21 protein-coding genes are annotated in these 24,493 nt (G+C 71.9%); 7 read left to right on the forward strand and 14 right to left on the reverse strand.

The window, feature by feature from the left end; translation table 11 throughout:
- The coding region (locus tag O2L01_RS23225) for a hypothetical protein (protein ID WP_270124428.1) at window positions 1–195 on the forward strand (195 nt) is incomplete at its 5' end.
- A gap of 9 nt (window positions 196–204) precedes the next feature.
- Here O2L01_RS23225 and O2L01_RS23230 read toward each other — a convergent pair.
- Window positions 205–1,179, reverse strand: a complete 975-nt coding sequence (locus tag O2L01_RS23230) for an SMP-30/gluconolactonase/LRE family protein (RefSeq protein ID WP_270124429.1) — start codon at window positions 1,177–1,179, stop codon at window positions 205–207.
- A gap of 111 nt (window positions 1,180–1,290) precedes the next feature.
- Here O2L01_RS23230 and O2L01_RS23235 point away from each other — a divergent pair, with 111 nt between their 5' ends.
- Window positions 1,291–2,133, forward strand: a complete 843-nt coding sequence (locus O2L01_RS23235; RefSeq protein ID WP_270124430.1) for a helix-turn-helix transcriptional regulator — start codon at window positions 1,291–1,293, stop codon at window positions 2,131–2,133.
- 21 nt (window positions 2,134–2,154) lie between these two features.
- On the opposite strand, the gene O2L01_RS23240 is transcribed toward O2L01_RS23235, so the two are convergent.
- Window positions 2,155–2,535: a MerR family transcriptional regulator gene (locus O2L01_RS23240; protein ID WP_270124431.1), complete on the reverse strand. Its 381-nt coding sequence runs from the start codon at window positions 2,533–2,535 to the stop codon at window positions 2,155–2,157.
- Between the two features lie 60 nt (window positions 2,536–2,595).
- Between O2L01_RS23240 and O2L01_RS23245 the strand changes: the two genes are divergently transcribed.
- The gene (locus O2L01_RS23245; protein ID WP_270124432.1) at window positions 2,596–3,363 is read left to right on the forward strand and encodes an alpha/beta fold hydrolase; all 768 of its coding nucleotides are present in this window, start codon (window positions 2,596–2,598) and stop codon (window positions 3,361–3,363) included.
- A gap of 113 nt (window positions 3,364–3,476) precedes the next feature.
- On the opposite strand, the gene O2L01_RS23250 is transcribed toward O2L01_RS23245, so the two are convergent.
- Together O2L01_RS23250 and O2L01_RS23255 are read right to left on the reverse strand one after the other, a co-directional pair.
- A complete protein-coding gene (locus tag O2L01_RS23250) occupies window positions 3,477–6,203 on the reverse strand; it encodes a helix-turn-helix transcriptional regulator (protein WP_270124433.1) in 2,727 nt (908 codons plus the stop codon).
- An 82-nt stretch (window positions 6,204–6,285) separates the two neighbouring features.
- Entirely contained in the window at window positions 6,286–6,888 is a 603-nt protein-coding gene (locus O2L01_RS23255) for an NADPH-dependent FMN reductase (protein WP_270124434.1), read from the reverse strand.
- 170 nt (window positions 6,889–7,058) lie between these two features.
- Here O2L01_RS23255 and O2L01_RS23260 point away from each other — a divergent pair, with 170 nt between their 5' ends.
- Window positions 7,059–8,462 (forward strand): MFS transporter, encoded by a 1,404-nt coding sequence (locus O2L01_RS23260; RefSeq protein WP_270124435.1) that lies wholly within the window; start codon window positions 7,059–7,061, stop codon window positions 8,460–8,462.
- A gap of 282 nt (window positions 8,463–8,744) precedes the next feature.
- On the opposite strand, the gene O2L01_RS23265 is transcribed toward O2L01_RS23260, so the two are convergent.
- Window positions 8,745–11,552 (reverse strand): helix-turn-helix transcriptional regulator, encoded by a 2,808-nt coding sequence (locus O2L01_RS23265; RefSeq protein WP_270124436.1) that lies wholly within the window; start codon window positions 11,550–11,552, stop codon window positions 8,745–8,747.
- Between the two features lie 201 nt (window positions 11,553–11,753).
- On the opposite strand from O2L01_RS23265, the gene O2L01_RS23270 reads away from it, so the two are divergent.
- On the forward strand, window positions 11,754–12,389 hold the full coding sequence (locus O2L01_RS23270; RefSeq protein WP_270124437.1) for a hypothetical protein: 636 nt from the start codon (window positions 11,754–11,756) through the stop codon (window positions 12,387–12,389).
- Between the two features lie 344 nt (window positions 12,390–12,733).
- Here O2L01_RS23270 and O2L01_RS23275 read toward each other — a convergent pair whose 3' ends face one another.
- The 5 genes from O2L01_RS23275 to O2L01_RS23295 form a co-directional block, all read right to left on the reverse strand.
- Window positions 12,734–13,651, reverse strand: coding sequence for a hydroxymethylglutaryl-CoA lyase (locus tag O2L01_RS23275; protein WP_270124438.1), 918 nt, complete (start codon window positions 13,649–13,651; stop codon window positions 12,734–12,736).
- A 500-nt stretch (window positions 13,652–14,151) separates the two neighbouring features.
- Entirely contained in the window at window positions 14,152–14,739 is a 588-nt protein-coding gene (locus tag O2L01_RS23280; RefSeq protein WP_270124507.1) for a TetR/AcrR family transcriptional regulator, read from the reverse strand.
- Window positions 14,740–14,983: 244 nt separating this feature from the next.
- A complete protein-coding gene (locus O2L01_RS23285) occupies window positions 14,984–15,853 on the reverse strand; it encodes a mechanosensitive ion channel family protein (RefSeq protein ID WP_270124439.1) in 870 nt (289 codons plus the stop codon).
- A 99-nt stretch (window positions 15,854–15,952) separates the two neighbouring features.
- Complete coding sequence (gene dcd / locus O2L01_RS23290) at window positions 15,953–16,528, reverse strand: dCTP deaminase (protein WP_270124440.1); 576 nt, start codon at window positions 16,526–16,528, stop codon at window positions 15,953–15,955.
- 62 nt (window positions 16,529–16,590) lie between these two features.
- On the reverse strand, window positions 16,591–18,753 hold the full coding sequence (locus O2L01_RS23295; protein WP_270124441.1) for a hypothetical protein: 2,163 nt from the start codon (window positions 18,751–18,753) through the stop codon (window positions 16,591–16,593).
- A gap of 96 nt (window positions 18,754–18,849) precedes the next feature.
- Between O2L01_RS23295 and O2L01_RS23300 the strand changes: the two genes are divergently transcribed.
- Both O2L01_RS23300 and O2L01_RS23305 read left to right on the forward strand, forming a co-directional pair.
- The gene (locus O2L01_RS23300) at window positions 18,850–19,545 is read left to right on the forward strand and encodes a glycosyltransferase family 2 protein (RefSeq protein WP_270124442.1); all 696 of its coding nucleotides are present in this window, start codon (window positions 18,850–18,852) and stop codon (window positions 19,543–19,545) included.
- 105 nt (window positions 19,546–19,650) lie between these two features.
- Complete coding sequence (locus O2L01_RS23305) at window positions 19,651–20,826, forward strand: erythromycin esterase family protein (protein ID WP_270124443.1); 1,176 nt, start codon at window positions 19,651–19,653, stop codon at window positions 20,824–20,826.
- On the opposite strand, the gene O2L01_RS23310 is transcribed toward O2L01_RS23305, so the two are convergent.
- The 4 genes from O2L01_RS23310 to O2L01_RS23325 form a co-directional block, all read right to left on the reverse strand.
- Window positions 20,823–21,422: a LutC/YkgG family protein gene (locus O2L01_RS23310; protein WP_270124444.1), complete on the reverse strand. Its 600-nt coding sequence runs from the start codon at window positions 21,420–21,422 to the stop codon at window positions 20,823–20,825. The genes O2L01_RS23305 and O2L01_RS23310 overlap by 4 nt on opposite strands.
- Entirely contained in the window at window positions 21,419–22,843 is a 1,425-nt protein-coding gene (locus O2L01_RS23315; RefSeq protein WP_270124445.1) for a LutB/LldF family L-lactate oxidation iron-sulfur protein, read from the reverse strand. The genes O2L01_RS23310 and O2L01_RS23315 overlap by 4 nt, the downstream gene beginning before the upstream one ends.
- Window positions 22,840–23,571, reverse strand: a complete 732-nt coding sequence (locus tag O2L01_RS23320) for a (Fe-S)-binding protein (RefSeq protein ID WP_270124446.1) — start codon at window positions 23,569–23,571, stop codon at window positions 22,840–22,842. The genes O2L01_RS23315 and O2L01_RS23320 overlap by 4 nt, the downstream gene beginning before the upstream one ends.
- A gap of 85 nt (window positions 23,572–23,656) precedes the next feature.
- Window positions 23,657–24,439 (reverse strand): GntR family transcriptional regulator, encoded by a 783-nt coding sequence (locus O2L01_RS23325; RefSeq protein ID WP_270124447.1) that lies wholly within the window; start codon window positions 24,437–24,439, stop codon window positions 23,657–23,659.
- Between the last annotated feature and the right edge of the window lie 54 nt (window positions 24,440–24,493).

The following is a 24,493-nucleotide window of genomic DNA, read 5'->3' on the forward strand; positions in this document are numbered from 1 at the left end:
GGCGCACGGCAGGTGCTGTCGGTCAAGAGCGGCGGGGATCGGCAGCCGGCCGCCTCCTCGAACGCCCACTCCCCGACCGCGGCGTCCGCGACTCAGGTGAGGAACGCGTCTGAGACGTCGGCGGTCGCGGCGTTCATCGCGGCCGTCTCCGTCGGCAGGCGCGCGCCCGCGCGAGCGGCTTACCGGTTGTCGTAAACCCGTGGGTCAGTAGCGGCGAATGGTGAACTCGTCGCTCGTGCCCGCGCCCGAGAGCAGGGCGGACAGGTTCCCGTAGACCGTGTAGACGGCGCATCCGGCCGCCGCCGCGGTGGTCGCCTGTTCGGGCGCGGCCTGCACGGCGAGTTCGTCGGCTTCGTCCAAGTCGCGGTCGAGTCTGAGGCGGTGGACGGCGTTGGCGCCGTCGCCGCCCAGGGTGTTCGTGACCGCGACCAGGGTGCGGCCGTCCCAGGTGAGGCCGTCGACGCCGGTCAGGTCGGCGTCGGTCGCGACGCGTTCGACCGTGTCGGGGTCGTCGACATCGACGGTCCACAGTGACCCGTCGCCGTAGTTGCCGATGACGAGCTTCCCGCCCCGGTACACGATCCCGTTGGCGCCGAAGCCGCCCGGAGCCGCGAGCGCCGGGTCCTCGACCAGGACTGACGCGTCGCCGTCGGGCTCGACCTCGTAGACCAGCCCGGCGAGGGTGTCGGTGACGTACGCGGTGCCGTCGGGCGCGATCGCGACGTCGTTGGCGGCGTGGGCTTCCGCGTCCGGCGCGAGGGCGTCGAGATCGATGTAGTCAACGCGTTCGCCGGTCGCGAGGTCGTAGACGCCGAGCCCGGCGGTGCGCTGCACCGTCTCCGGGGAGGTGCGCTCGCTCATCCCCAGGTCGCCGTCGGTGACGAGGACCAGGCCGCGACGGCGGTCGACGCCGAGGCCGAAGGTCGAGGTCAGGTCGGGGTCGTCGACGAGGGTGGTGGTCGTGCCGTCGGCGTCGACGACCGAGACGGTGCCGTGCCGGACCGAGGAGACGAGGAACGCGCCCCGGCCCGGGTCGTAGGCGATGCCTTCGGGGTGGAGGCCGGCGGCGCGGGCCTCGATCACGTCGGGGAGGTCGGCGTGGGCGGTCGCGGCGGCGGGCGACGCGAGGATCGCCAGTGCGGCGACGGCGGCGGCCAGGATCGGTTGTTGCGGGCGCACTCTCGGCTCCTTCATGATTGGCGGTGGCTCGGCTTCAAGCCTGGCCGGGCCGGAGGGGCGCGGATCGGTGCTCCTGATGCTGGTACTGCGACTGCTAGGAACGGCGGGGCGATGGACGAGGCGCAACGGACGGCGCTGGCGGATTTCCTGCGCAGCAGGCGGGCGCGGCTGCGGCCGGAGGACGTGGGGCTGGCGCCGGGGGCGCGGCGGCGCACGCCGGGACTGCGGCGCGAGGAGGTCGCCGTGCTGTCCAATGTGGGCACTACGTGGTACACGTGGCTGGAGCAGGGCCGGGACATCAACCCGTCGCCCGAGATCCTTGCGGCCCTGGCGCGGGCGCTGCGCCTGGACGAGCCGGGCACCGACTACCTGTTCCGCCTGGCGGGTCAGGTTCCGCCGCGGATGGCCAGCGAGTGCGGCGTGGTCCCCGAAGGGCTGCTGCGGCTCATGCACGCCCAGCACCCGGCGCCGGCGGTCGTGTTCGACGACGCGCTGGAGATCGTGGCGTTCAACGCCGTCGCGGACGCCCTCTACCAGTACTCGGAGTTCGCCCCGGAGGACCGCAGCGGAGTGTGGATGTTCTTCGCGGCCAAGCGGTTCCGGCACGAGACCGTGGACTGGGAGCGGCACGCGCGGCGGCTGCTCGGGGAGTTGCGGGAGGCGTTCGCGCGCGACCCGAAGCCGCGCATCGGCCGCACGCTGGAGCGGTTGCGCTCGGACTTCCCGGAGGCGGCGGTCTGGCTCGACGAGCACGAGGTCGCGCACCGGGGCGCGGGCGTGGAACTGCATGTGCGCCATCCGGAAGCGGGCGAGCTGCACATGGAGCAGATCGTGCTGCACTCGGCGGAGGCGCCGGGCCTGCAGCTCGTCGTCAAGCTGCCGAAGGCGGGCACGGACACGGCGCAGCGGCTCGAGCGCCTGACGGCGGACCGCGCGCTCGCCTCCGCCACCTGATCCTTTGCGCCCTATTGGAAGCTACGGCTTCGGGCGCGGTCCGACCGGGTCGTAAGGGCGTTCGACGACCTCCTCGGTCTGGTCGGCGAGGAGGCCGCGTTTGCGGTTGAGGTCGGCGATCTGCTCGTCGAGGCGTTCGAGGGCGCCGCGCATGACCTCGTGCGAATGGTCGCAGTGGAGCAGGCCGTCCTCGGTCGCGCAGGGGATGAGGTGCCTGATCTCGCGGGTGGACACGCCCGCTTCGAGCAGCTTGCGGATCTGTTCGACCCGTGTCGGGGCGTCCTCGGGGTAGCAGCGGTAGCCGTGCGAGTCCCGTCCGGGGAGCAGCAGCTCCTGCTCTTCGTAGTAGCGCAGCAGCCGGGTGCTGACCCCGGTGCGGCGCGACAGCTCACCGATCAACATAGTGACCTCCGACACAAGTGTGTGGCCTTCACACTGATGTGAAGTCATAACGTCGCCGCCATGACGAACATTTCCACGCGGCTTCCCGCGCTCACCACCGAAGTCCACGGCACCGGCCCCGGCATCGTCCTCGCGCACGGCGGCGGCGGCCGCATCGAGTCGAACTTCGGCTCGCTCCTCCCGCTGCTCGCCGAGGGCCACACGGTCACCGCGTCCTCGTACCCGGCGGACGACACGGTCCTCGACCTCGACTCGCTCGCCGACGCCCTCGTCGCGGAGGCGGCGACCGAGCGGTTCACGATCATCGGGTTTTCGCTCGGCACGGCCGTCGCGGTCCGCGCCGCCGCCCGCCACCCCGAGCGGGTCCGGGGCCTCGTCCTCGCGGCCGGGATCGCGCGGGCCGACAACCGGACGCGGCTCGCCCTCGACCTGTGGCGCGCGCTGCTCGCCTCGGGCGACCGGGATGCGTTCGCGCGCTTCGTAGTCGGGTCGGCGTTCAGTCCCGAGTTCGTGAACGGCCTGACCGAAGCCGACCTCGCGGCCACTGTGGACATGATCGCGTCGAACATCCCGGGCGGGACGGCCGCGCAGGCGGCCCTGATCGCCACGGTCGACACCACCGCCGACCTGCCCGGCGTCGCCGTCCCGACGCTCGTGGTCGGAGCGAGCGAGGACCTCCTCGTGGACCCGGCCAACCACCGGTTCCTCGCCGAGCGCATCCCCGGCGCCGAGTACGCCGAGGTCAAGGCCGGGCACGTGTTCATGGCCGAGCAGCCGGACGCCTGGCACAGCCTGGTCCTGGACTTCCTCGAACGCCACGGCCTCTGAAGCGGCCCAACAGGAGTGACGGCGCCCGCGGCGACGCGGGCGCCGTCGCGCTACAGGCCCGGCTCCGCTGCCTAAAGACCCAGCTTCGCTGTCTAGAGGCCCAGCTCCGCTGTCTAGAGGCCCAGCTTCGAGAGTTCGTTCCGCGAGGCCACGCCGAGCTTCGGGTACGCCTTGTACAGGTGGTATCCGGCCGTGCGGGGGCTGAGGAACAGCTGCTCGCCGATCTCGCGGTTGCTCAGGCCCGCCGCGGCGAGCCGGACCACTTGCAGCTCTTGCGGAGTGAGCTTGTCCGCGAGGTCCGGGGCGGCCTCGATCGGGCCCGCGTCGCCGGCGGCGCGCAGTTCGCGGCGCACGCGTTCGCTCCACGGCTCGGCCCCGAGCCGCTCGAACACCGCTGCGGCCGAACGCAACCGGGTCTTCGCCTCGTTGACGCGCCGGGCCCGGCGCAGCCACTCCCCCAGGATGAGGTCGGTGCGGGCCGTCTCGAACGGATAGCCTTCGTCCATTCTGTGCATCTCGGCGGCGCGTTCGTAGTGCAGGCCGGCGTCGGCCTCGCCCGCGAGCAGGCCCCGGCAGCGTTCGACCTGCGCCAGCAGGTGCGGCTGCCCGGTCGCCTCCGCCCACAGTGCGAACCAGGCGAAGACGTCCGCGACCCGCTCCGGCTCGCCCGCGCGCACCGCCGCCTCGACGGCGACCGGGACGAGCGTCAACGCGTCGCCCGGCGCGTTCGACTCGAGGTGCGCCAGGAGCCGGTCGAGCGCTTCCTCGTTGCGGCCCAACGAGAAATCGAGCAACGCGAGCGGCGAGTCGATCGCGACCACCGTGTCCCCGGGCGAATCCGCCTCGGCCGCTTCGATGAGCGCGCGCGTGCGCGCCTCCTCACCCCGGTACGCGGCCGTCATCGCGAGCACGTGCGCCCGCGCCTTCACCGGCCCGATGCGGTGCCCCAGCTCGATCGAGAGGTCCATCGCGTGCTCGGCCAGCGCCTCGGCGTCCCGCCACCGGCCGCGCCGGAACTCGGTGACGGCGTGGAGGACCAGGGCCCGCGGGAGCGCCCCGGCGGCGCCGCGTTCGCGGGCGACGCGGATCGTGTGCGAAGCGGTCTGCTCGGCGGCGTCGATGTCGCCGATGAGGAGCTGCCACCAGGCGACCATCGCCCGGTTCTCGGGGGTGACGGACTCGCCGAAGCCGACGTGGATGTCGATGAGCCGCCGCAGGGCCGCAACGGCATCGGCGACGGTGATCGTGCAGGAGCGGTTGAACCCGGCGACGGCGGCGGCGAGGTCCGCGACCCACGCGGAGTGGGCGATGCCGAGGCGCGCGGCGTGGTCGGCGGCGACCTCGGCGCGGGTGAAGTCCCCTGCCTGCCAGGTGAGTTCGACCGCGCGGAACAGCGGGTAGCCGGCCGATTCGGGCTCGGCGGCCGTGTAGTGGTCGGCGGCCTGCATGTACAGCCGGTAGGCCTCGCGGATGTCGTTGTCCCAGGACGCGACGATGGCGACGATGAGGGTGGCGCGGGCGAGCAGCGCCCGGTCGTCCGTGTAGCGCAGGATCTGCCCGTAGAGGGCTTTCGCCTTGGGGCCGTTGCCCGCAGCGAGGGCGGCCTCGGCCGCGCGCAGGAGGCGGCGGGCGCGTTCGCGCGGGTCGGAGGTGAAGGACGCGGCGCGTTCGAGGACGACGTGCTCGACGCCGTGGCCGCCGCAGGCGCCGATGCACTGCGCGGAGGCCTCGAGCGCGGCCGCGACCTCCTCGTCCGGGCCGGTCGCGGCGGCGGAGAGGTGGGAGGCGCGCCGGTAGTCGTCGGGGCCGATGACCTCGGCGAAGACGCGGTGGACCTCGATGCGGCGGAACAGGGGCGCGCCCTGGTAGGCGGCGGTGCGGATGAGCGGGTGGCCGAAGGTGAAGCGGTCGCCCTGGAAGCGCACGAGGTCGTCCGCCTCGGCGGGCGCGAGGTCGGTGAGCTGCGCGCCGAGCTTCCCGGCCACGTCGAGGACGAGCCCGGTGTCGGCCGTGTCGTCCGCGGCGATCACGAGCAGCAGCGTGCGCGTCGGCTCCGGGAGCCGGTCGATGCGGTCGCCGAAGACCTGCTTGAGGCGGCTCGTCGTCGAGCGCCGGCCGGTCCAGTCGGCGGCGAGGCGCACCTCGGATTCGACCAGCGGCAGTTCGAGGAGCGCGAGCGGGTTGCCTTCGGCGGTGCGCAGGAGCAGGCCGCGGTCGGCGTACGGGTGGCCCGCGAGCCGCTCGGCGAGGAGGGACGCGGCGGCCTCGTCGTCCAGCGGACGCAGCCGCATCTCGTCGAGCCCTGGCGTCGGGAAGTCGGGGGCGTAGCCCTCCCGGACGGTGAAGATCATCAGCGCCGCTTCGGCAGCGAGGCGTTTCGCGATGAACAGCAGGACGTCCGCCGAGTCCGGGTCGAGCCAGTGGGCGTCCTCCACGACGCAGAGTACGGCCTGGTGCGCGGCCGCCTCGGTGAGGAGGCTCAAAGCGGCCAGGCCCACCGTGAATCGCAGGTCGCCGGGGGGCGCCTCCTTGTTCGGGGCGGGGTCGAGGCCGAGGATGCGGGAGAGGACGCACGCGTGGTGCTCGGGGATCGACTCGAGATGCCCGGCGAGCGGCAGCAGCAGCGCCTGGAGGCCCGCGAACGACCAGGCGTGCTCGGACTCGACGCCCGTGCAGCGCAGGACCGTCACGTCACCGGCCCGGTCGGCGAGGGCCGCGACCAGGCTCGACTTGCCGATGCCGGCCTCGCCGCGCACCACCAGCGCCGAGCCGCGGCCCTCGCGGGCGGCGGCGAGGCGGTCGGCGAGGGCGGCGGTCTCGGTGTCGCGTCCGTACAGCACGCGTCAACGGTACCGCCGCCCGCGGCGCCCACACAGGTCCGCGGACCGGTCCTAAGACGTATTGCCTAGACCCGCCGGGGCTTTAGAAAGGGCTGGGCATCGGGGTCGCGTTGCGGGCGTTCGTGAGCGCCCGGCCCCACCAGTGGAGCTCGTCCAGGAGGGTCTTCGCGGCCGGCTCGGACTCGTCGAACTTCGTGAACTCGCCGCGCTCGTCGAAGTGCTGGTAGAAGCGCGGGAACGCGATCGAGTTGCGGATCGTCATGGTGCGCAGCTCGGGGAAGATCTGCCGCAGGTGCTGGGCGGCGTTCTGGCCGCCGGTGATCTTGCCGCCGTAGGTGATCATCGCGACCGGCTTCGCCGCCCACTCGTTCATGTAGTAGTCCACCGCGTGCTTCAGGGACGCGGGGATCGACATGTTGTACTCGCCCGAGACGACCACGAACGCGTCCGCGCGGTGCAGCCGCTCCGCGAGCGCCGCCACCGGCGCGGACTGCTCGGCGTCGGTGTTCCACATGTCGTTCTCGGACAGGTGCTGCGGCAGGTCCGCGTCCAGCAGGTCGATCAGGTCGACGTCGAAGCCGCCGTGCCGCTCCGCCACGCCCGCGATCCACTTCGCGGGGGCCGGGGCCCACCGGCCCTCGCGGGTCGACCCGATGATCACGCCGAGATTCAGCTTGTCGCTCATGGTGGTTCCGTTCCTTCATCGCTCGATGCTTGCGGGAACGAAGCTACGGACGGATCGACCAGGGGCACATCCGTCGACCGACTGGCGCGCGACCAGTCGCATCGTGCGATTGGCTTCAACGGTCGCTTGACAGATGCGCCACCAGGGGGAACGGCCTTACGGTTGCCGCCATGAGCACCACCGAAGCGGAGCCCGGAGCCCGCCCCGAGACCCCCGCCGCCGCACCGGCGGCCACCACCCGCTGGGCGGCGATCATCGCCGTCGGCTTCTCCCAGCTCGTCGTCGCCGGCGCGATGTCGAGCATCGCGGTCGCCCTGCCGCTCATCCGCACCGACTTCCACGTCACTGAGGCCGCCACCGCCTGGGTCCTCCTCGCCTACGCCCTCCCCGTGGGCGCCGTCGCGATCGCCGCCGGACGCCTCGCCGACCGCGCCGACCTCCGCGCTGTCGCCGTGTTCGCCATGAGCGCCTTGACGATCGCGTCCGTCGCGGCCGCCCTCGCCCCCACCTTCTGGCTCCTCCTCACCGCCCGCGCGGTCGGCGGCCTGCTCGGCGGGCTCCTGTTCGGCATGACCGGGAAGATCGTCGTCTCCTCCTCCGCCCCCGAGCACCGCGGCCGCGCCATGTCCGTGATCGCCCTGCTCATGACCGTCGGGGGCATGGGCATGGTCGGCGCCGGCGGCTTCGTCGTCGCGGCCTTCGACTGGCGCGGCCTGTTCTGGGTGTTCGCCGCGATGGGCGTCGCGGCCGTCGCCGCCGTCGCGATCTCGGTGCCCAGCAACGGGACCGGCCTGCCCCGGCCCGACCGGGCGCTCTTGGTCGACACGGCCACTTCGGGCGGCGCGATCGCCGCGTTCCTGCTGGCCTTCGAATACGTCGACACGGCCCCTTGGATCGCCTTGGGCGCGTTGGCCGTCAGCGTCGTCCTGGGGACGGTGTGGGTGCGGCAGCCCTCGTCGGCGCCGACGGTGGCGCTGGTGCGCTCGCCCGCGCTGGCCGGGGCGCTGCTGAGCCTCACGCTGCTGTCGACGGTCACGGGGCTGTTGAACTTCAGCCTCCCGTTCCTGCTCACGGACGTGCAGGGGGCGCGTCCGGAGCTCGTGTCGACGGTGATGCTCACGTTCATCGGCGGTGTCGCGCTGATGACCCCGGTCGCGGGCTGGCTGGCGGACCGGTTCGGGCCGGGGCGGGTGTCGCTGGCGGCGGCGGGCCTGGTCGTGGTGGCCGTGGTGCCGCTGCTGTTCGTGGACGCGGGCACGGGCCTGGTCGATTTGGGCGCGCGGATCGGGTTGCTGGGCTTGGCGTTCGGGGTGTTCACGAGTCCGATGAACACGCTGCTGCTGGCTTCGGCGCCGGCCGAGCAGGCGGGCACGGCGGGCGCGTTCATCGCGACGACGCGGACGATCGGGTCCTCGCTCGGGCCGGTCCTCGCGGCCCTGGCCTGGGGTTTGGGCGCTACTGCCGTGGACGGCTACCGGCTCTCGGCGTGGACCGTGGCGGCCGTGCTGGTCGTGGGCGCGGCGCTGCAGGTGACGACGAAGCCGTGGCGGACCCCGGTCCCGTCGGCGGCGTGACGCCTGAGGTGTGCGCCTCCTTCTCGTTCGCTACCGCTTTCGAGTGCGGCGTAACGCCTGGAGCGCGCGTCTCCTTCTCGTTCGCTACTGCTTTCGAGTGAAGATCGACGCCCGGGCCCGGATCGGGCCCGGGTCTTGTCGTACCCCCGCGGAACGATCGAACGGCGCGACAGTCTCTTCCCCTCCAGTGGTGGGTGGGGGCTGTGGACGGCAGATCGGCGGGACTCCAGGTCGGCGGGAGGGCAACTCGATCGAGCGGAATGCAGGGCGGGTCGGGCCCGCCTACAGGTCCAGCTTCGCGAGCTCCGTCCGCGACGAGACGCCGAGCTTCGGGTAGGCGTTGTACAGGTGGTATCCGACCGTGCGCGGGCTGACGAACAGCTGCTCGCCGATCTGGCGGTTGGTGAGCCCGTCGGCGGCGAGGCGCACGACCTGCAGCTCCTGCGGGGTCAGCAGTTCGGCGAGGTCGGGCTTGGACTCGACGGCCGTCGAGTCGCCGGCGGCGCGCAGTTCCCCTTGGGCGCGTTGGGTCCACGGCACGGTGCCGAGCCGCTCGAACACCTCGGTGGCCTCGCGCAGGTGCGCCCGCGCCTCGTTGATGCGCCGCACCCGCCGCAGCCATTCGCCGTACAGCAGCTCGGTGCGGGCCCGCTCGAACGGGTCGATGTCGTCGGCGCGGTGCAGCTCCACGGCCCGCGCGAAGTGCGTCCCGGCCTCGGCCTCGGTCGCGAACAGCGCCCGGCAGCGCTCGACGAGCGCCTCCCAGTAGGAGCGGCCGGTCGCGTCGGCCCAGTCGGCGAACCAGTCGAACGCCTCCTTGACCTCGGCGAGCCGCCCGGACCGGAACGCGGCCTCCACGAGCGTCGGCACCTGCATGAGCACCTCCATGGGCGTCACGCCCTCGGCGATGCGCAGCAGCCGCTCGAACGCGGCCTCGTAGCGGCCGAGCCCGAGTTCCAAGAGCCCCAACGCGGTGTCGGCCGGGATCACGGAATCCTCAGGGGCGTCCTGGATCGCGGCGGCCACGAGCTCGCGGCAGCGGCGCTCCTCGCCGCGGATCGCGGCGATCGGCAGCAGCACCCAGATGCGGCCCTGCATGAGCGCCCGGCGGTCGTTCTGCTCGTGCGCCAGCTCGATCGCGCTGGACGCGGACGCCTGCGCGTCCGCATACCGTCCATAGTGGAACTGCGTCTGGGCCTGCACGAGGAGCGCCTGCACGAGCGGGCTCAGGGCGCCGCGCTCACGGCAGGCCCGCACCTGCTCGGCCGCCGCCTGGTGCGCGGCGGGCACGTCTCCGGCGAGGAACCGCCAGCGCGCGGCCAGGACCTGGTCGAATGCCTGGAAGTCCTCATGGAGCGGCTGGTAGTAGTCGTAGAGGGAGCGCAGCGCGTCGACCGCTTCGCCGGCGGTGTCGTCGGGCTGGCGGTTGAGGCCGGCGGCGGCGCGGGCGAGGCGGCGCACCCAGGCGTTGTTGGAGCCGCCGTACTTGGAGGCGAGCCCGGACGCGTACTTCACTTTCGCGAAGTCCCCTGTCTCCCATGCGTTCCAGACGCCGCGCAGGAGGGGGTAGCCGGTGTTCTCGTGGCCGGTGGCGGCGTAGTGCTCAGCGGAGTCCATCCACACGTCGAAGCCCTTGGAGTTGCCCGCCCAGGAGAGGATCGTGGCGCGGATGAGGGCGGTGCGGGCGAGGAGCACGTGGTCGTCGGTGAGGCGCTCGGCGGCTTCGGCGAGTTCGACGGCCTTGCCGGTCATGCCTGCGGCGTAAGCGCATTGGGCGGCCTCGGTGAGGCGGCGGGCGCGGCGGCACGGGTCGGGGGTGAAGCTCGCGGCGCGTTCGAGGGCGGCCATCTCGGCGACGCAGCCGCCGCGTTCGGCCTCATAGGACGCGATCGCCTCGAGGGCGGCGGCGGCCTTCTCGTCGAGTCCCGTTGTGGCGGCGGCGAGGTGGCGGGCGGCGCGGATGTCGCCGTCGCCGAACGCCTCGGAGAGCGCCCGGTGGGCTTCGATGCGGCGGGCTCGCGGCGCCGAGTGGTAGGCGGTGGAACGGATCAGGGGGTGGACGAACTCGATGCGGCCGCGGTGGTACCGCAGCAGGTCGTCCACTTCGGCCGGTTCGAGGTCGGCGAGGCTCGCGTCGAGTTTCGCGGCGGCCTCGGCGATCACGGCGGTCTCGCCGGTCTCCTCGGCGGCCGCGAGCAGCATGATCGTGCGGGTGCTCTCGGGGAGGGCGATGATGCGCTCGGTGAACGCCTGCTTGATGCGCGAGGTCGTGGAGTAGCGGCTGTTGGAGGTGTCGGCGCGCAGCAGCGACTCCTCGTTGTCGGCGGCGGGGAGCTCCAAGAGCGCCAAGGGGTTCCCTTCGGCCATGCGGAGGATCCAGTCGCGGCCGGTGAACGGGATCTCGTCGGCGCGCATGTCGAGGATCGCCTGGGAGGCGTCGAGGTCGAGCGGGCCGAGGGTGAGCTCGGGGATGCCGGGGGCGGGGAAGTCGGGGGCGAAGCCGTCGCGCACGACGAGGACCATCGTGATCGACTCGGTCGAGAGTCGCCTGGCGGCGAACAGGAGTGCGTTCGTGGAGTCGCGGTCGAGCCAGTGGGCGTCGTCGATGACGACGTACACGGGCTGCTTCGCGGAGGCGTCCACGAGGAGGTTCAGGAGCGCGAGGCCGACCTGGAGGGAGTGGGCGCGGCCGGTGCCGTCGCCCATGCCGAGGGCGGTGCGCAGGGCTTCGGCCTGGGCCGCGGGGAGGCGGTCGATGCGGTCGAGCAGCGGGTGGAGCAGCATCTGCAGTCCCGCGTACGACCAGGTGTGCTCGGCTTCGACGCCGAGGGTGCGCAGGACGGTGAAGCCTTCGGCGCGGGGGATGACGGCGTCGACGATCGCGGATTTGCCGATCCCCGGTTCGCCGCGGACGACGAGCGCGCCGCCGTGGCCGACGCGGGCGCCGTCGAGGAGGGCCTGGATCGAGTCGAGTTCGGCGTCGCGGCCGTACAGGACCGGGCGGTCGGCGTGGTCCGCCTCGTCCAGGAGCGCGGGGGCTCCCGGGAGGGCGTCCTGGCGCGCGCGCGTGGTCGGGGCGATCGGTTTCACGGCGGCTCCATCCTCAGGACGACCGGGGACCCCTCCAGGGTAGCCACGGGCCACGACAGTTCGCATCTGTCATTCGACTGGGGTCGACTGGGGCGGCCGCCACCTGGTAGAACGCGCGCGCCGACCGGGTTCGGTTCCCGGTAGCCGGGGCCAGTCGTCCGACCGGGGCGCATCGCCGGAACCGGCCGTAGCGTCATCGGCATGACCGCAGTGATTCCGACCCGGACGCCAAGGGGCGCAACGCCGAAGCAGGGCACCCTCCGCTGGGCGCCGGCGCTTTGGGCGGCCTACGCGCAGGCCGTGGCCTTCGCCGCCGCCGCTGTGACGGCCTTCCTGGTCACCGACATCGCCGCCGAGTTCCAGGCCTCGCCGGGGACGCGGCTGTGGCCGCTCGGCGCCTTCGCCCTCGGCCTCGTCGTCGCGGCGAACACGACCCGCCGCACCGGCGCCCTCGGCCGCGCCCGCTACACCGGCGCGATCGCCTTGGGCGCGTTGGCACTCGGTGCCACCGCCCTGGCCCTTGCACCTGCTTTCGGCTTCGCGATCGGCGCGGCCGGCGCGTTCGGCGTCGCCGTCGGCACCGCGATCGCCCTCTCGGGCCGGGTCCTGACGGCGGCCGAGATCGGCGACGGCTCGGCCTCGGTCGCGCTCTCGGCGGCGGCCCTCCTGACCGGCATCGCGGCGGGGGTGGGCGCCCTCTTCGCGGCGCCGCTCTACGGCTGGCGCGGGGTGCTCGGCCTCGTCGTGGTCGCGGCGGTGCTGGCGGCGTGGAAGTTCGCGGAATATGTCCCGGATGATGACGCCGCGTTAAGAGAATGTGACGTGAGATTCGTCTGAGTTTCCCTTATGCACATGGGAACTCTGAGGTTTCGATGTCACGATGAGTCCGTCCGGGTATTCGGAGGTTTTACCCGGCACGCGGGCACCGGCCGTCCTGTGGCGGTGTCCGAACACAGAAGGCCCCGGGGAGGTTCGAGACCCCGGGGCCTTCGCCATGTCCCCGGACTCTTCGCCTGTGCTGTGCCGCAGGATCCTGAGCATTCACAGCCCTCAGCCCCGCGGCCCAAGACCGCCCGCGATGGCTTCAGAACGCCACCTCCGACGCACCGAACCGCAGCTCTCGGCCCTGCCATTGCCCGCGCCCACTTCCTGAAGGCGACTTCAGGCGGCTTTAGCCTGGCTTAAGGTTTCGGCGTCAGACTCGTCCTAGGTCCGGCACGAAGGACGCCGGACTCGAGCGGACGGCCCACGATCTCTTGGGCGAGTTCGGCAGTGCGGATGAGGGCATCCAGATCCACACCGGTCTCCACACCCATGTCGTGGAGCATGTGGACCACTTCCTCGGTCGCCACATTGCCGGAAGCGCCCGGAGCGAACGGGCAGCCGCCGATCCCGCCGACGCTGGCGTCGAACTCCACGACGCCGCGGTCGAGAGCAGTGAGGAGGTTTGCCAGGGCGGTCCCCCGGGTGTCGTGGAAGTGCATGAGCATCGGCAGCGAAGTGCCGACACCACCTTGAACTGCGTCGAGCAGTTCCGTGACGCGGCGAGGGGTCCCCATACCGGTGGTGTCGCCGAACGCGACTCGACCGGCCCCCGCGGCCTCGGCCGCCTCGACGATCCGGGCGACCTTCGCGGGAGCGATGTCGCCTTCAAAGGGGCAGCCGAAGCTCGTGGCGATGATGACCTCGATCGAGGCCAGGTGCTCGCGCGCCAGGCTGCAGATGTCGGGCAGCTCGGCGAGCGACTCGGCCACGCTGCGCCCGATGTTGGCGCGGTTGTGGGTCTCCGAGGCCGAGACGACGACTTCGACGGCGGAGAACCCGGCGTCGAGGGCCCGCTCGACGCCGCGGCGATTCGGGGCGAGGGCGCTGTAGCGGATGCCGGAGTGCTTCTCGACGGCCGCCCACACCTCGGCGGCGTCGGCCATCTGCGGCACGGCCTTCGGACTGACGAAGCTGACCGCCTCGATCCGGGACAGGCCGGTGCGCGACAGCGCGTCGATGAGCCGGATCTTGTCCGCGGTCGGCACAGGAGGCTCGTTCTGCAGGCCGTCGCGAGGGGCGACCTCACGCAGTGAGACCCGATCGGGCTGGTGCATTGCTCACGCCTCCCCGTGGCCGCGACCTGTTGCGGCCCACCAGCCCATGCTAACCCCCGATCCCGAAATACGGGACGGACGCCAACATGAAAGGAGGTCCCGACCCGACCGCCGAGCGACAAAGCCCGGCAATCAGACCAAGCGCCGCAACACACGCAGCCGATCTCCAACACGGCCGCGAGCCAGCGAGCGCACACGCGAACAACGGTGGTGGTGAGCGGGCGGGTGGGGTGGGGGGCGGGGGGGGAGGGGCCCCAAGGCCCGCGCGCGGACGGCCGGGATCAAGCCAGTGTGGTGGGGCCAGGGTGGAGGGGCCCGCAGGCGGCTGGCCGGATCGAGCCAGTGCGGCAGGGCCAGGCGGGAGGGCCCCCGCAGGCGGCTGGCCGGATCGAGCCAGTGCGGCAGGGCCAGGCGGGAGGGCCCCCGCAGGCGGCTGGCCGGATCGAGCAGCGAAGGCTGGCTCTGCGCGAGCACCCGTGGGCAACCGCCCAACAAGGCGGCTAGCCGGGGTCGAGGGCCCGCAGCGCTGCCGCTCGCAGCAAGGCGGCGGTCTCGTCGGCGCTGACCTCGTCACCCAGGGAGAGGTACGGCGTCGAGTTCATGAGGCCGAAGGCGCCGTGCGCGAGGACGCGCGCCTGCTCGGGTTGGAGGCCGGGCCGGAGGCGGCACAGGACGCCCACCCACTCCTCGACGTACACGCGCTGGAGCTTGCGCACCTGCCGGCGCGGCTCCTCGGGCAGCCGGTCGAGCTCGTGCAAGTGCAGGATGACGATCTCCGGCGAGTCGATCACGACCTCGAGATGGAAGTCGACCAGCGCCTCGAGCGCGGCCTGCGGGTCCTCCGAGTGCAGCGACGCCCAATGCCGCCCGCCCGCGAGCAGCCGCTCCGAGACGGGGATGAGCGCGTCCGCGAGCATCTGCTCCTTGCCGCCCTTGAAGTGGTGGTAGAGCGCCGGCCCGGTGATGGAGGCGGCCGCGCCGATGTCGTCCATCGATACGCCGTGGTATCCGTGCTTGGCGAGCAGCTTGACGGCCACATCGAGGATCTCGCGGCGGCGCTTGGAACCGCCCCTGTTATCGCCATTCATGTCCACCTCGATGAGGCTACTCGCGCGTACTCGCCCGAGCAGGGAGCAAAAGCCCACTTTCGGGCTGGGCGCAAGGTGTGAATCGCGTCCGGACGCGGGTCGGCCGCACCCCGTTCCCGGAGTGCGGCCGACGTGTCGAGCAGTGGCAGACCTGTGTGCGAGGCCCCGCTGACGCGGTGCTTCGCCTTGCCGCCGTTGGAGAACCGCTACGAGAGACCAGACACATCGCCTCCCGGGGCGGCCCCTACGGCTCGTTCGGCGGCATCGGACGCTCGGTCTCGATCCCGGACCCGGCGCTCGTCCCGTGCGGCCGCGCGCCTTCGGCCATCGCGCCGCCTCTGGCGCCCGCCTCGCCCATCGTGCCCGCCGCCGGGGCCTGGGTGTCGGCGGCCTTGCCGTACCGGCCGGAGCTGTACGTCTGCGACATCGACGCGGTCGCGTCGCCGCCCATGTCGGTCTTCATCTTCGTGGCCTCGTTCTCGACGGTGCCGAGCATCCGCTCCCAGCGCTGGCGCATCGGCCCGACGAGGCCGCCGCCCACGCCGACGATCGTCACGCCGGCGATGATCGCGAGCACGGTCCACATGATCGGCGTGGTCACCGTCGTGGCGATGCCGACCTGGCCGAACGCGGCCACCGCGCCGAAGAACACGATCGCGACCTGGCAGATGCGCGCCACGGTGTTGCCGTAGCTCGCTCTGCTGAGCGTGCCGCTGACCAGCCCGTACACGGCGTTGGCGATCGCGAAGGCGACCACGACGATGATGAGCGCGATGAACAGCTGCGGCAGCCATGCCACGATCTGGTTGAGCAGGGTCGAGACCGGGTTGTTCCCGAACGCCCCGAACGCGAGCTGCAGGGTGAACAGCAGCAGCGCGTAGTACACGAGTCTGCCGAGCAGGTCGCTCAGCTCGAATCTGCCGGTGTAGCGGCGCAGCCCGGATCGCTCGCCGGCCCTGTCGAGGCCGACCTTGTTGAGCAGCTTGCCGACGAGTTTGCCGATCCACTTGGCGACGATCCAGCCGATGACGAGGATGGCCAGGAACGCCAGTGCGCGCGGCAGAAACTCGACGACGTTGTCCACCATGTTCTGGAAGCTCTGCGAGATGTCCATCCCCGCAGGTTAAGCCGGTGAACATCCCGATTCTGGCGGTTTGCGCGAGAAACACCGGACACCGGTGTAACTCGAAACGCCCATTGCGGACATCGTGCCCTACGTGGGCCAAGTGCGCCAGTGCATCCAGGATTTCGACGGGGTCGGCCCGCGCTGGTCCTGGTAGCGGGAGAAGTTCGCGCCGGCGCCGTACGGGTGCTCGGCGGGGCTGGTGAGCCGGAAGACGCAGAGCTGCCCGATCTTCATGCCCGGCCAGAGGGTGATGGGCAGGTTCGCGACGTTGGAGAGCTCGAGGGTGACGTGCCCGGAGAAGCCCGGGTCGATGAACCCGGCGGTGGAGTGGGTGAGCAGGCCGAGGCGGCCGAGGCTGGACTTGCCTTCGAGGCGCGCGGCGAGGTCGGCGGGGAGGGTGATGACCTCGAGCGTGGAGGCGAGCACGAACTCGCCGGGGTGGAGCACGAACGGCTCGTCGTCGGCGACCTCGACGGCGGAGGTGAGGTCGTCCTGCTGCTTCGAGGGGTCGATGTGGGTGTACTTCTGGTTGTTGAAGACCCTGAAGCGGCGGTCGAGGCGCACGTCGATGCTGGAGGGCTGCACGAGTTCGTCTTCGAACGGCTGGATGCCGAGGCGGTCGTTCTTGACGGCATCGAGGATGTCGCGGTCGCTAAGCAGCATGCGCTCAGGTTAGTGCCCGGCCCGAAGACGCAGCTCAACGGGCTCGGTAAGGCGTGCGCGGCTCACGATCCGGCGGGCGGGAGGGCGTAGCCGACGGTGCCGAGGTCGACGAACTCCCAGCCGTCCGGGGCGAGGGCGGCGCATTCGTCGAGGTCTTCGGCGCAGACGATGGCGTCCATGCTCGCGGGGTCGGGCGGGGTCTCGCCGGGGACGACGGATTGGAGCGCGAAGATCTCGGTGTCGGCCGGGAGCAGGATCCACCACGGGTATTCCCAGGAGTCGTTGCCCTGCACGAGGCCGACGCGTTCGGGGTCGACGGCCGCGACGGCGGCGGCCGCCTCTTCGTACTGGGGGAGCCATTCGCGGCGGCGCATGAAGCGTTCTTCGAGGTCGCTGAGGCTGAAGACCGACCAGGTCCCGGCGAGGCGGCGCGGGTAGCCGTAGGCGACGGTGAGGACGCCGGCGAGCGAGGCGGCGACGGCGACGGTGGTGACGAGGGCGATCGCGGCGCGGCGGCGGCCCCGGTCGCGGGCCGTGGCGGCGAAGCCCTTCACGAGCCCGGCCGCGAGCAGGCCTGCGGCGGGCGCGCCGAGGACGACGAGGAACATGACGAGCCGGTTGACCCAGGGCTGCCAGGAGACGGTGCAGACGACGCCGATGAAGGCGACGGCGACCGCGGCGGCGTAGGCGCGGCGCAGGCCGGGGCCTTTGGCGGTGAACCAGACGAGTCCGGCGAGGGCGGCGAGGCCGGTGATCGGGAACGCGGCGCGGTCCTCGTCGGGGTACCAGGCGCGCACGGGGAACTCGGTGGAGCCGAAGGTGATCCGGGGGTCGTTGGGGTCGACGCCCATGAGGTTCGCGAGGCCGTTGACGGCCGCCGCGAACCCGTCCGAGAGCGGGAACAGGGGCGTGTCGAGGTTGGTCTGGGCGATGCGCAGGCCGTTGATGAGGAGCAGGCGCGCGTCGGCGGTCTGGACGCCGATGGATTCGCGCAGGATCTCGGGGCCGAGCGGGTGCCCGAAGGCCTGGTGCATGCGCAGGAGGAAGGGCCCCGCGAGGATCAGGGCGAGGGCGAGGACGGCGAGGGACGCGGCCACGGTGGCGGCGCGGGCGGTCGCGGCGCGTGAGGCGTCGGCGCGGGAGCACCGCTGGGGGCTGCGTCCGCACAGGCAGGGGCGGCGGCGGTGGCCGTCGCGCACGAGTCGGCCGATGCCCCAGACGAGGAGGAGCGGGGCGGCGGCGAGGAGCCCGGTGCTCTTGGTGACGGCGATGAGCCCCAGGGCGAGGCCGAGGTAGACGGCGTCGGTGCGGGGCGCGGTGACGCGCAGGAGCGCGCCGGTGTCCCCGGGCCGGGTGAATTCGTCGAGCGCGATCGTGGCGAGGCAGGCGACCCAGGCGGCGGCGACGAGGTCGACCTGGGTGCTGGAGGCCTGGAGCAGCACTTCGGGGGTGGTGGCGAGGAGGAACACGGTGGCGAGCTGGGCGACGGGGCCGCCGCCGAGCTGCGCGGCGATGCGGGAGGCGGCGAGGGCCGCGCCGACTGCGGCGAGGAGCTGGAGGAGGTTGTAGGCGCCGTCCCCGCCGGCGAGGAGCCGCAGGTGGGTGAGGAGGTATTCGGAGCCGGGCCCGATGTCGACCTGCCGGTGGATGTCCGTGGGGTAGACGGCGACGCTGGCGTTCTGGACCCAGTGCTCGATGCGCGGCAGGTGGTAGGTCTGGGAATCGAAGTTGTTGGGGGACGAGGCGATCGCGAGCACGGCGACGCTGATGGCGAGGATCGCGATGACGCAGCCGAGCGCCCACTGCCAGGCGGGGGCGGCCGCGGCGGCGGACTTGGTGCGCCGCCACGTGCGGCGGGTGGCGCCGCGGCGGGACCGGAGCTCTTCGCGGAGCGCGTCGAGGGGCTGGCCGCGGCCGAGGAGCCGCGCGAACGGCCCGGTGCCGTCGTCGGGGGTCATGTCCCGTACGCAGCGCACGAGCACGGCCGCGATGACGGCGGCGGTGGCGGCGAGCCAGGCGACGAGGACCGTAGCGGTGGTGAGCGCCGTGAAGGCGGAGGCGGCCTCGACGACCGCGATCGCGTACGCCCCCAACAGGATCGCCGCCCGCACGACGGCGAGCCGGGCGGGCGCGAGGACGGCCCCGTCGCCGGGGCGGAGGGCGTAGGCGAGCGCCGGGAGCAGGATGAGGAGCCACAGGACGAGCAGCACCCGTCCATTCAACACGACCAGGATTCAACACGACCCGTCCGGCCGATGCCGTCCTGGCATGAGCGCGTTATGGTTGTGCAATCTTGTTCGATCCGCGGGGATGGAGCAGCAATGCTGTTGTCGATTCTCGTTCCGGTCTTCAATGAGGAACGCCTCGCTGCCGGAACGTTGAAAGAGCTGCTCGCAGTGGAGTTCCCCTGCGAGACCGAGATCGTTGCCGTCGACGACGGCTCCCGCGATCGCTCCTGGGAGGTCCTCCAGACCTTTGAGGACAATCCGCGCGTGCGGTTGATCCGCCACGAGCGCAATAAAGGCAAGGGCGCGGCGATCCGCACCGCCGTGAAGGCCGCGCAGGGCGACTACGTCGTCGTGTTCGACGCGGACGGCGAGTACGACGCCGGCGACCTCCCCCGGCTCTTCGCGCCGGTCCTCGACGGCAAGGCCGAGGTCGTGTACGGGTCGCGCTCGTTCGGCTCGCACTCGGCGTACTCGTTCTGGTACGTCATGGGCAACAAGGGCATCACCCTCGCCGCGAACATCCTCTTCAACTCCTACATCTCGGACCTGGAGACCTGCTACAAGCTCCTGCCGCGCCAGATGTACATGGACCTGAACATCCGCTCGGGCGGCTTCGGCATGGAGGCCGAGCTGACCGCGAAGCTCCTCAAGCGCGGCATCCGCCCCTACGAGGTGCCGATCTCCTACACGGCCCGCAGCCGCGAGGAGGGCAAGAAGATCACCTGGACCGACGGCGTGCAGGCCCTCTGGCTCCTCGGCCGCGAACGCGTGCGCCGCAACCGCCGCTGACCCTTCGCCGACCGGTCGGCCGACGGATGCGGCTACCGTCGATGCCTTCGTAGCGTCGTCCGGGACAGGCCGCCGCACCGGCGGCCCCGACCGAGGGGACACGCCATGGGCGAGCAAGTGCGGCAATGGATCAAGGCCAACGCCCGGCCGGTCGACGACCTGGAAGCCCTGCGCGGCGTCGTGGGCGACGCCGAGGTCGTCGCGTTCGGCGAGACCACCCGCGCGGCGACCGAGATCGACCGGTACCGGTTGCGGGCCTTGCAGTTCCTGGTCGAAGAGCTCGGTTTCAGGGCCCTCGCCATCAATGACGACGCGATCGTCGCCGAACGCCTCGACGATTTCGTCCGCGGCGCGGACGACGACCCGGTCGTGGCGCTCGGCGCGGCCTGGCCGCCTTGGCGCACCGAGGAGACCATCGCAGGACTGCAGTGGATGCGCGCCTACAACCGCGAGCACCCTGCCGATCCCGTGCGGCTCTTCGGCACCAATCCCGCAGGTGCCCAGGCCTACCACTACGACGCCGTCACCGACTACGTGCGCCGCACCGCCCCCGGCCGCCTCGACGAGCTCAAAGCGCACCTCGCTCCCCCGCGCAGCGCCCACAAGATCGACGAGCACGTGCAGCGCTTCCGCGGCGTCCACCCCGGCCGGCCCTTCGCCGCATCCGCCCGCGACGCCTACGCGCTCGTCGCGTCCCTCCCCGAGGATCCCGAACGCGACCACGTCCTGCGCTACGCCCGCATCATCGTGGACCACCACTCCCACACGGTCGCAGCGGGAATCGACTTCGGCGCGGCCATGGCGACGTCCGCCGCCGAGATCCTTCGGGACTACGAGCGCACCGGCGCCAAGACCGTGTTCTGGGACGGCATCGCGATCACCGCGAACGCGGACGCGATGTCGGTCAAGATCGGCGGCGGCCAGTCGTTCCGGTCCGTCGGCGGCCACCTGCGCGGGCACTTCGGCGACAAGTACCGCTCGGTGATGATCGGCTTCGGCGAGGGCGAGATCCACGCCGGCGTCAGGGTGCCGGCCCCGCCCGCGGACTACGTCGAGGCCGACCTGCCGGACGGCGAGCCGTTCCTCCTCGACCTGCGCGCGGAGGCCCCGGACGAGGTCGCGGAGTGGCTGCGGGACAGCAGGAAGGTGCGGGTGATCCCGGGCGTCTACGACCCCGCCGAGGACGAGCAGCACCACGTGGTCTCGCCGTCCTTCAGCGCCTGGTTCGACGCGGTCGCGTACTTCCCGCGGATCACCCCGACCACGCTCCTGCGGCGCTAGAGCAGCACCACGTCGAGGCGGCGCGGGCCGTGCACGCCTTCCACGCGCTGCAGCTCGATGTCGCTCGTCGCCGACGGCCCGGAGATCCAGGTCTGCGGGGCCGTGCGGTCGAGCATCGGCAGCGCCTCGGCGAGGTGCCCCACGATCTGCTCGGGCCGGACCACCACCACATGGTGGTCCGGCACCAGCGTGATCGCCCTCCTGCCTTGGGCCGCACCGGTGTCGAGCATGATCGTGCCCGAGACGGCGACGGCGGCGGCGCAGCCGGTGAGGACCGCGTCCATGCGGTCGAGGTCCGCAGTGGACAGACCGGTGTCGGGCGCGAACTCCGCCGCGCCGAGCCGCCACTCCGCGGGGAGGTCGGCGGGGACCACGACGCGCTTCGCCTCACCGAGCGCTGCGGCGATCGAGTTCAGCCCATAGTGGACGTTCGCCTTGTAGTCGACGAGCCGGTCGACGAGCATCGCCGTGATGTCGACATCAGGATCCAGCGACCGCCGGTATTCGCGCGGCGGCTCGGGGGCCTCGCCCGCGCCGTCGAGAGCACGGCGCATCCGCGCCAGGATCTCCTCGCGGGCACGCTGCTGGGCGCTCATCGCTGCCGCTCCTTCCACCAGTCCCGGAAGTCCTCCTTCGGCGGCAACGGGAGGTCCCGGCTCACCGTCCACCGCGATCCGGGCCACGGCAGTCTGCGCAGGAATCCCTTGCGGCGCCACGGCATCGACCCGAACCGGGCGGCCCGCAGCGCGGCCCGCCACAGGGCCGGGCGGGCCATCACGGCTCTCGCAGCGCCCATCGCGGCCTGCTCCCCCGCCTGGTGCGGGCCCCGCTGGCGCAGGTGCACGAGCACTTCGGGGATGTCGATCTTGACCGGGCAGACCTCGTAGCAGGCGCCGCACAGGCTCGAGGCGTACGGCAGGTCGTCGTGCCTGCCGGGCTCGAGCTGCGGCGCGAGGATCGCGCCGATCGGGCCCGGGTAGACGTGGCCGTACGCGTGGCCGCCGGTGCGCTCGTAGACCGGGCACACGTTGAGGCAGGCCGAGCAGCGGATGCACGAGAGCGCCTGGCGGCCCACCTCGTCGGCGAGGACCCCGGTGCGGCCGTTGTCGAGGAGGATGACATGCACATCCTTCGGCCCGTCGCCCTCGCGGGCGCCCGTCCACACCGAGGTGTACGGGTTCATCCGCTCCCCTGTGGACGAACGCGGCAGCAGCTGCATGAAGACTTCGAGATCGGCGAAGCTCGGCAGCAGCTTCTCGATGCCCACGATGCTGATCAGCGTCTCCGGCATCGTGAGGCACATGCGGCCGTTGCCCTCCGACTCGACCACGACGAGCGAACCCGTCTCGGCCACGGCGAAGTTCGCGCCCGATACCGCCACCTTCGCCGAGAGGAACCGCCGCCGCAGGTGCAGCCGCGCGGCCTCGGCCAGCGCGGCCGGCTCGTCGGTGAGACCAGTGGGCGCATCGCCCATCTTCTGATCGAAGATGTCGCGGATCTGGGTGCGGTTGTAGTGGATCGCGGGCACGAGGATGTGGCTGGGCTTGTCCTCGGCGAGCTGGACGATGAGCTCGGCCAGGTCGGTCTCGTAGGCCTTGAGGCCGACCGCTTCGAAGTGCTCGTTGAGCTCGATCTCCTGGGTCGCCATGGACTTGACCTTGACGACCTCCTCGGCCCCGGCGTCGCGCACGATCCGGGCGGCGATCTCGTTGGCCTCCTTGGCGTCCCTGGCCCAGTGGACCTGTGCGCCGGCGGCGATCGCGTTGCGTTCGAACTCGATCGCGAGTTCGGGGAGGCGGTGCTGCACGTCGGCCTTGATCGCGGCGGCGGCGTCGCGCAGGGCCTCCCAGTCGTCGAGTTCCCCGGCGACGTTGGCGCGCTTGGCGCGGATGGTGCCGGTGGCGTGGGCGAGGTTCTTGCGGAGCTGGGGCATGCCGAGGGCGACCTTGGCGGCCTTGGGGAACGGCGCGTCGGCGGGGATGAGCGAGGCGGCCGGGACGATCTCGTGGGTGCTCATGCGGCGCTCGCGAGGATTTCGGCGTAGTGGATGGGGCGCGGTCCGCGCCGTCCGGCGACGCTTGCGGAGCCGGCCGTGCGCTCGAGCCTGCTGATGCCGCCGCCGATGTGGGTGAGGCACGAGTTGTCGGCGGCGGCGAGGTATTCGGCGCCGGTGCTCGAGGCGTGGCGGCACTTGTCGGCGAGCATCGCGGAGGAGACCTCGCTGTTCTTGAGGGCGAAGGTGCCGCCGAAGCCGCAGCACTGGTCGGCGGCGGGGAGGTCGACGAGGTCGATGTCCTGGACGGCGCGGAGGAGGCGGAGCGGCTTGTCCCCCAGGCCGAGTGCGCGGGTGCCGTGGCAGGTGGGGTGGTAGGTGACGGTGTGGGGGAAGCGGGCGCCCACGTCTTCGACCCCGGCGACGTCGATGAGGAACTCGGAGAGTTCGTGCACGCGGCGGCCGATGTCGGAGCCGGTCAGGTGCGGGTACTGGTCGCGGGTCATGGCGGCGCAGGAGCCGGAGGGGGTGACGATCGCGTCGTAGTCGCCGAAGACGGCTTCGAAGGAGCTCGCGAGCGTCTCGGCGTCCTTCTTGTAGCCGGAGTTCGCGTGCATCTGGCCGCAGCAGGTCTGGGCGGCGGGGAAGTCGACGTCGTAGCCGAGTCGTTCGAGGATGCGGACGACGGCTTTCGGCGTCTCGGGGAAGAGCGCGTCGTTGACGCAGGTGATGAACAGGGCTACGCGGGGCATGGCGTTCGCACCTCTGCTTCCTGGGTCGCGGCGTGCGAGGTCGGGCGGGCGGGTGCGGCGGCGCGGTGGCCGCGGCCTGCTTCGTTCATCGGTTCGCCTTGGCGCGCTTGGGCTTCGGGGTCGGTTCGGTGGTGCGGGCCGCTTCGAACGCGGCGCGGTGCCGGATCCGGGAGCGTTCGAGGTGGCGGCGCATCGCCTCCTCGGCGGCAAGCGGTTGCTGGCCAATGATAGCGTCCGCGACCGCGAGGTGCTCCACCTCGGTCTCCCCGATCGAGTCGGGCTCGATGTAGGCGCGGTGCAGGTGCAGGTGGGCGTCGAGGCGGCGGATCGCCTTCGCGAGCTGCGCGCTGCCGCTCAGGGCGGCGACCGTGTTGTGGAAGCGGGCGTCGGCCTCGGTGAACTCGAGCTTGTCCGAGCCCGCGTCGGGCGTCCGTGCGGCGGCCAGCAGCGCGTTCGCCTCAGCTGCAGGGAGACCGGAGGCGTCGACCTGGGCGAGGCCGTCGCCTGGAGGGATTGAACGGAGCAGTGCGGGTTCGCGGATCTCCGGCGTCCCTCGCTCGGCCGCCCGCCTGGCGGCCCGGGGCTCGAGCATCATGCGGATCTCGAAGAGGTCGTCGAATTCGGCGGCGGAGAGCAGCGGCTCGACGGTGTACCCGCTCAGCGGCCGCCGGGCGAGCAGGCCCTCGGACTCCAAGCGCGCCAGCGCTTCGCGGATCGGCGTCTGCGAGAACGCGAGCTGCTTGGCGAGCCCGTCGATGCTCAGCTTGGCCCCCGGCGCCAGCTCGGAGCGCATGATCCGGGACTTCAGCTCCGTGTAGGCCTCGTCCGCGAGCGTACGCTTCTCGGGGGTCGCTGATGTAGCCGTCATGCGCACAATCCTATAGGATAATGTCGCGACGGCATGGCTCAGCTCGGCAAGGGC

The sequence above is a fragment of the Glycomyces lechevalierae genome (assembly GCF_027622945.1).
In the GTDB taxonomy this organism is placed as follows: Bacteria; Actinomycetota; Actinomycetes; order Mycobacteriales; family Micromonosporaceae; genus Glycomyces; species Glycomyces rutgersensis.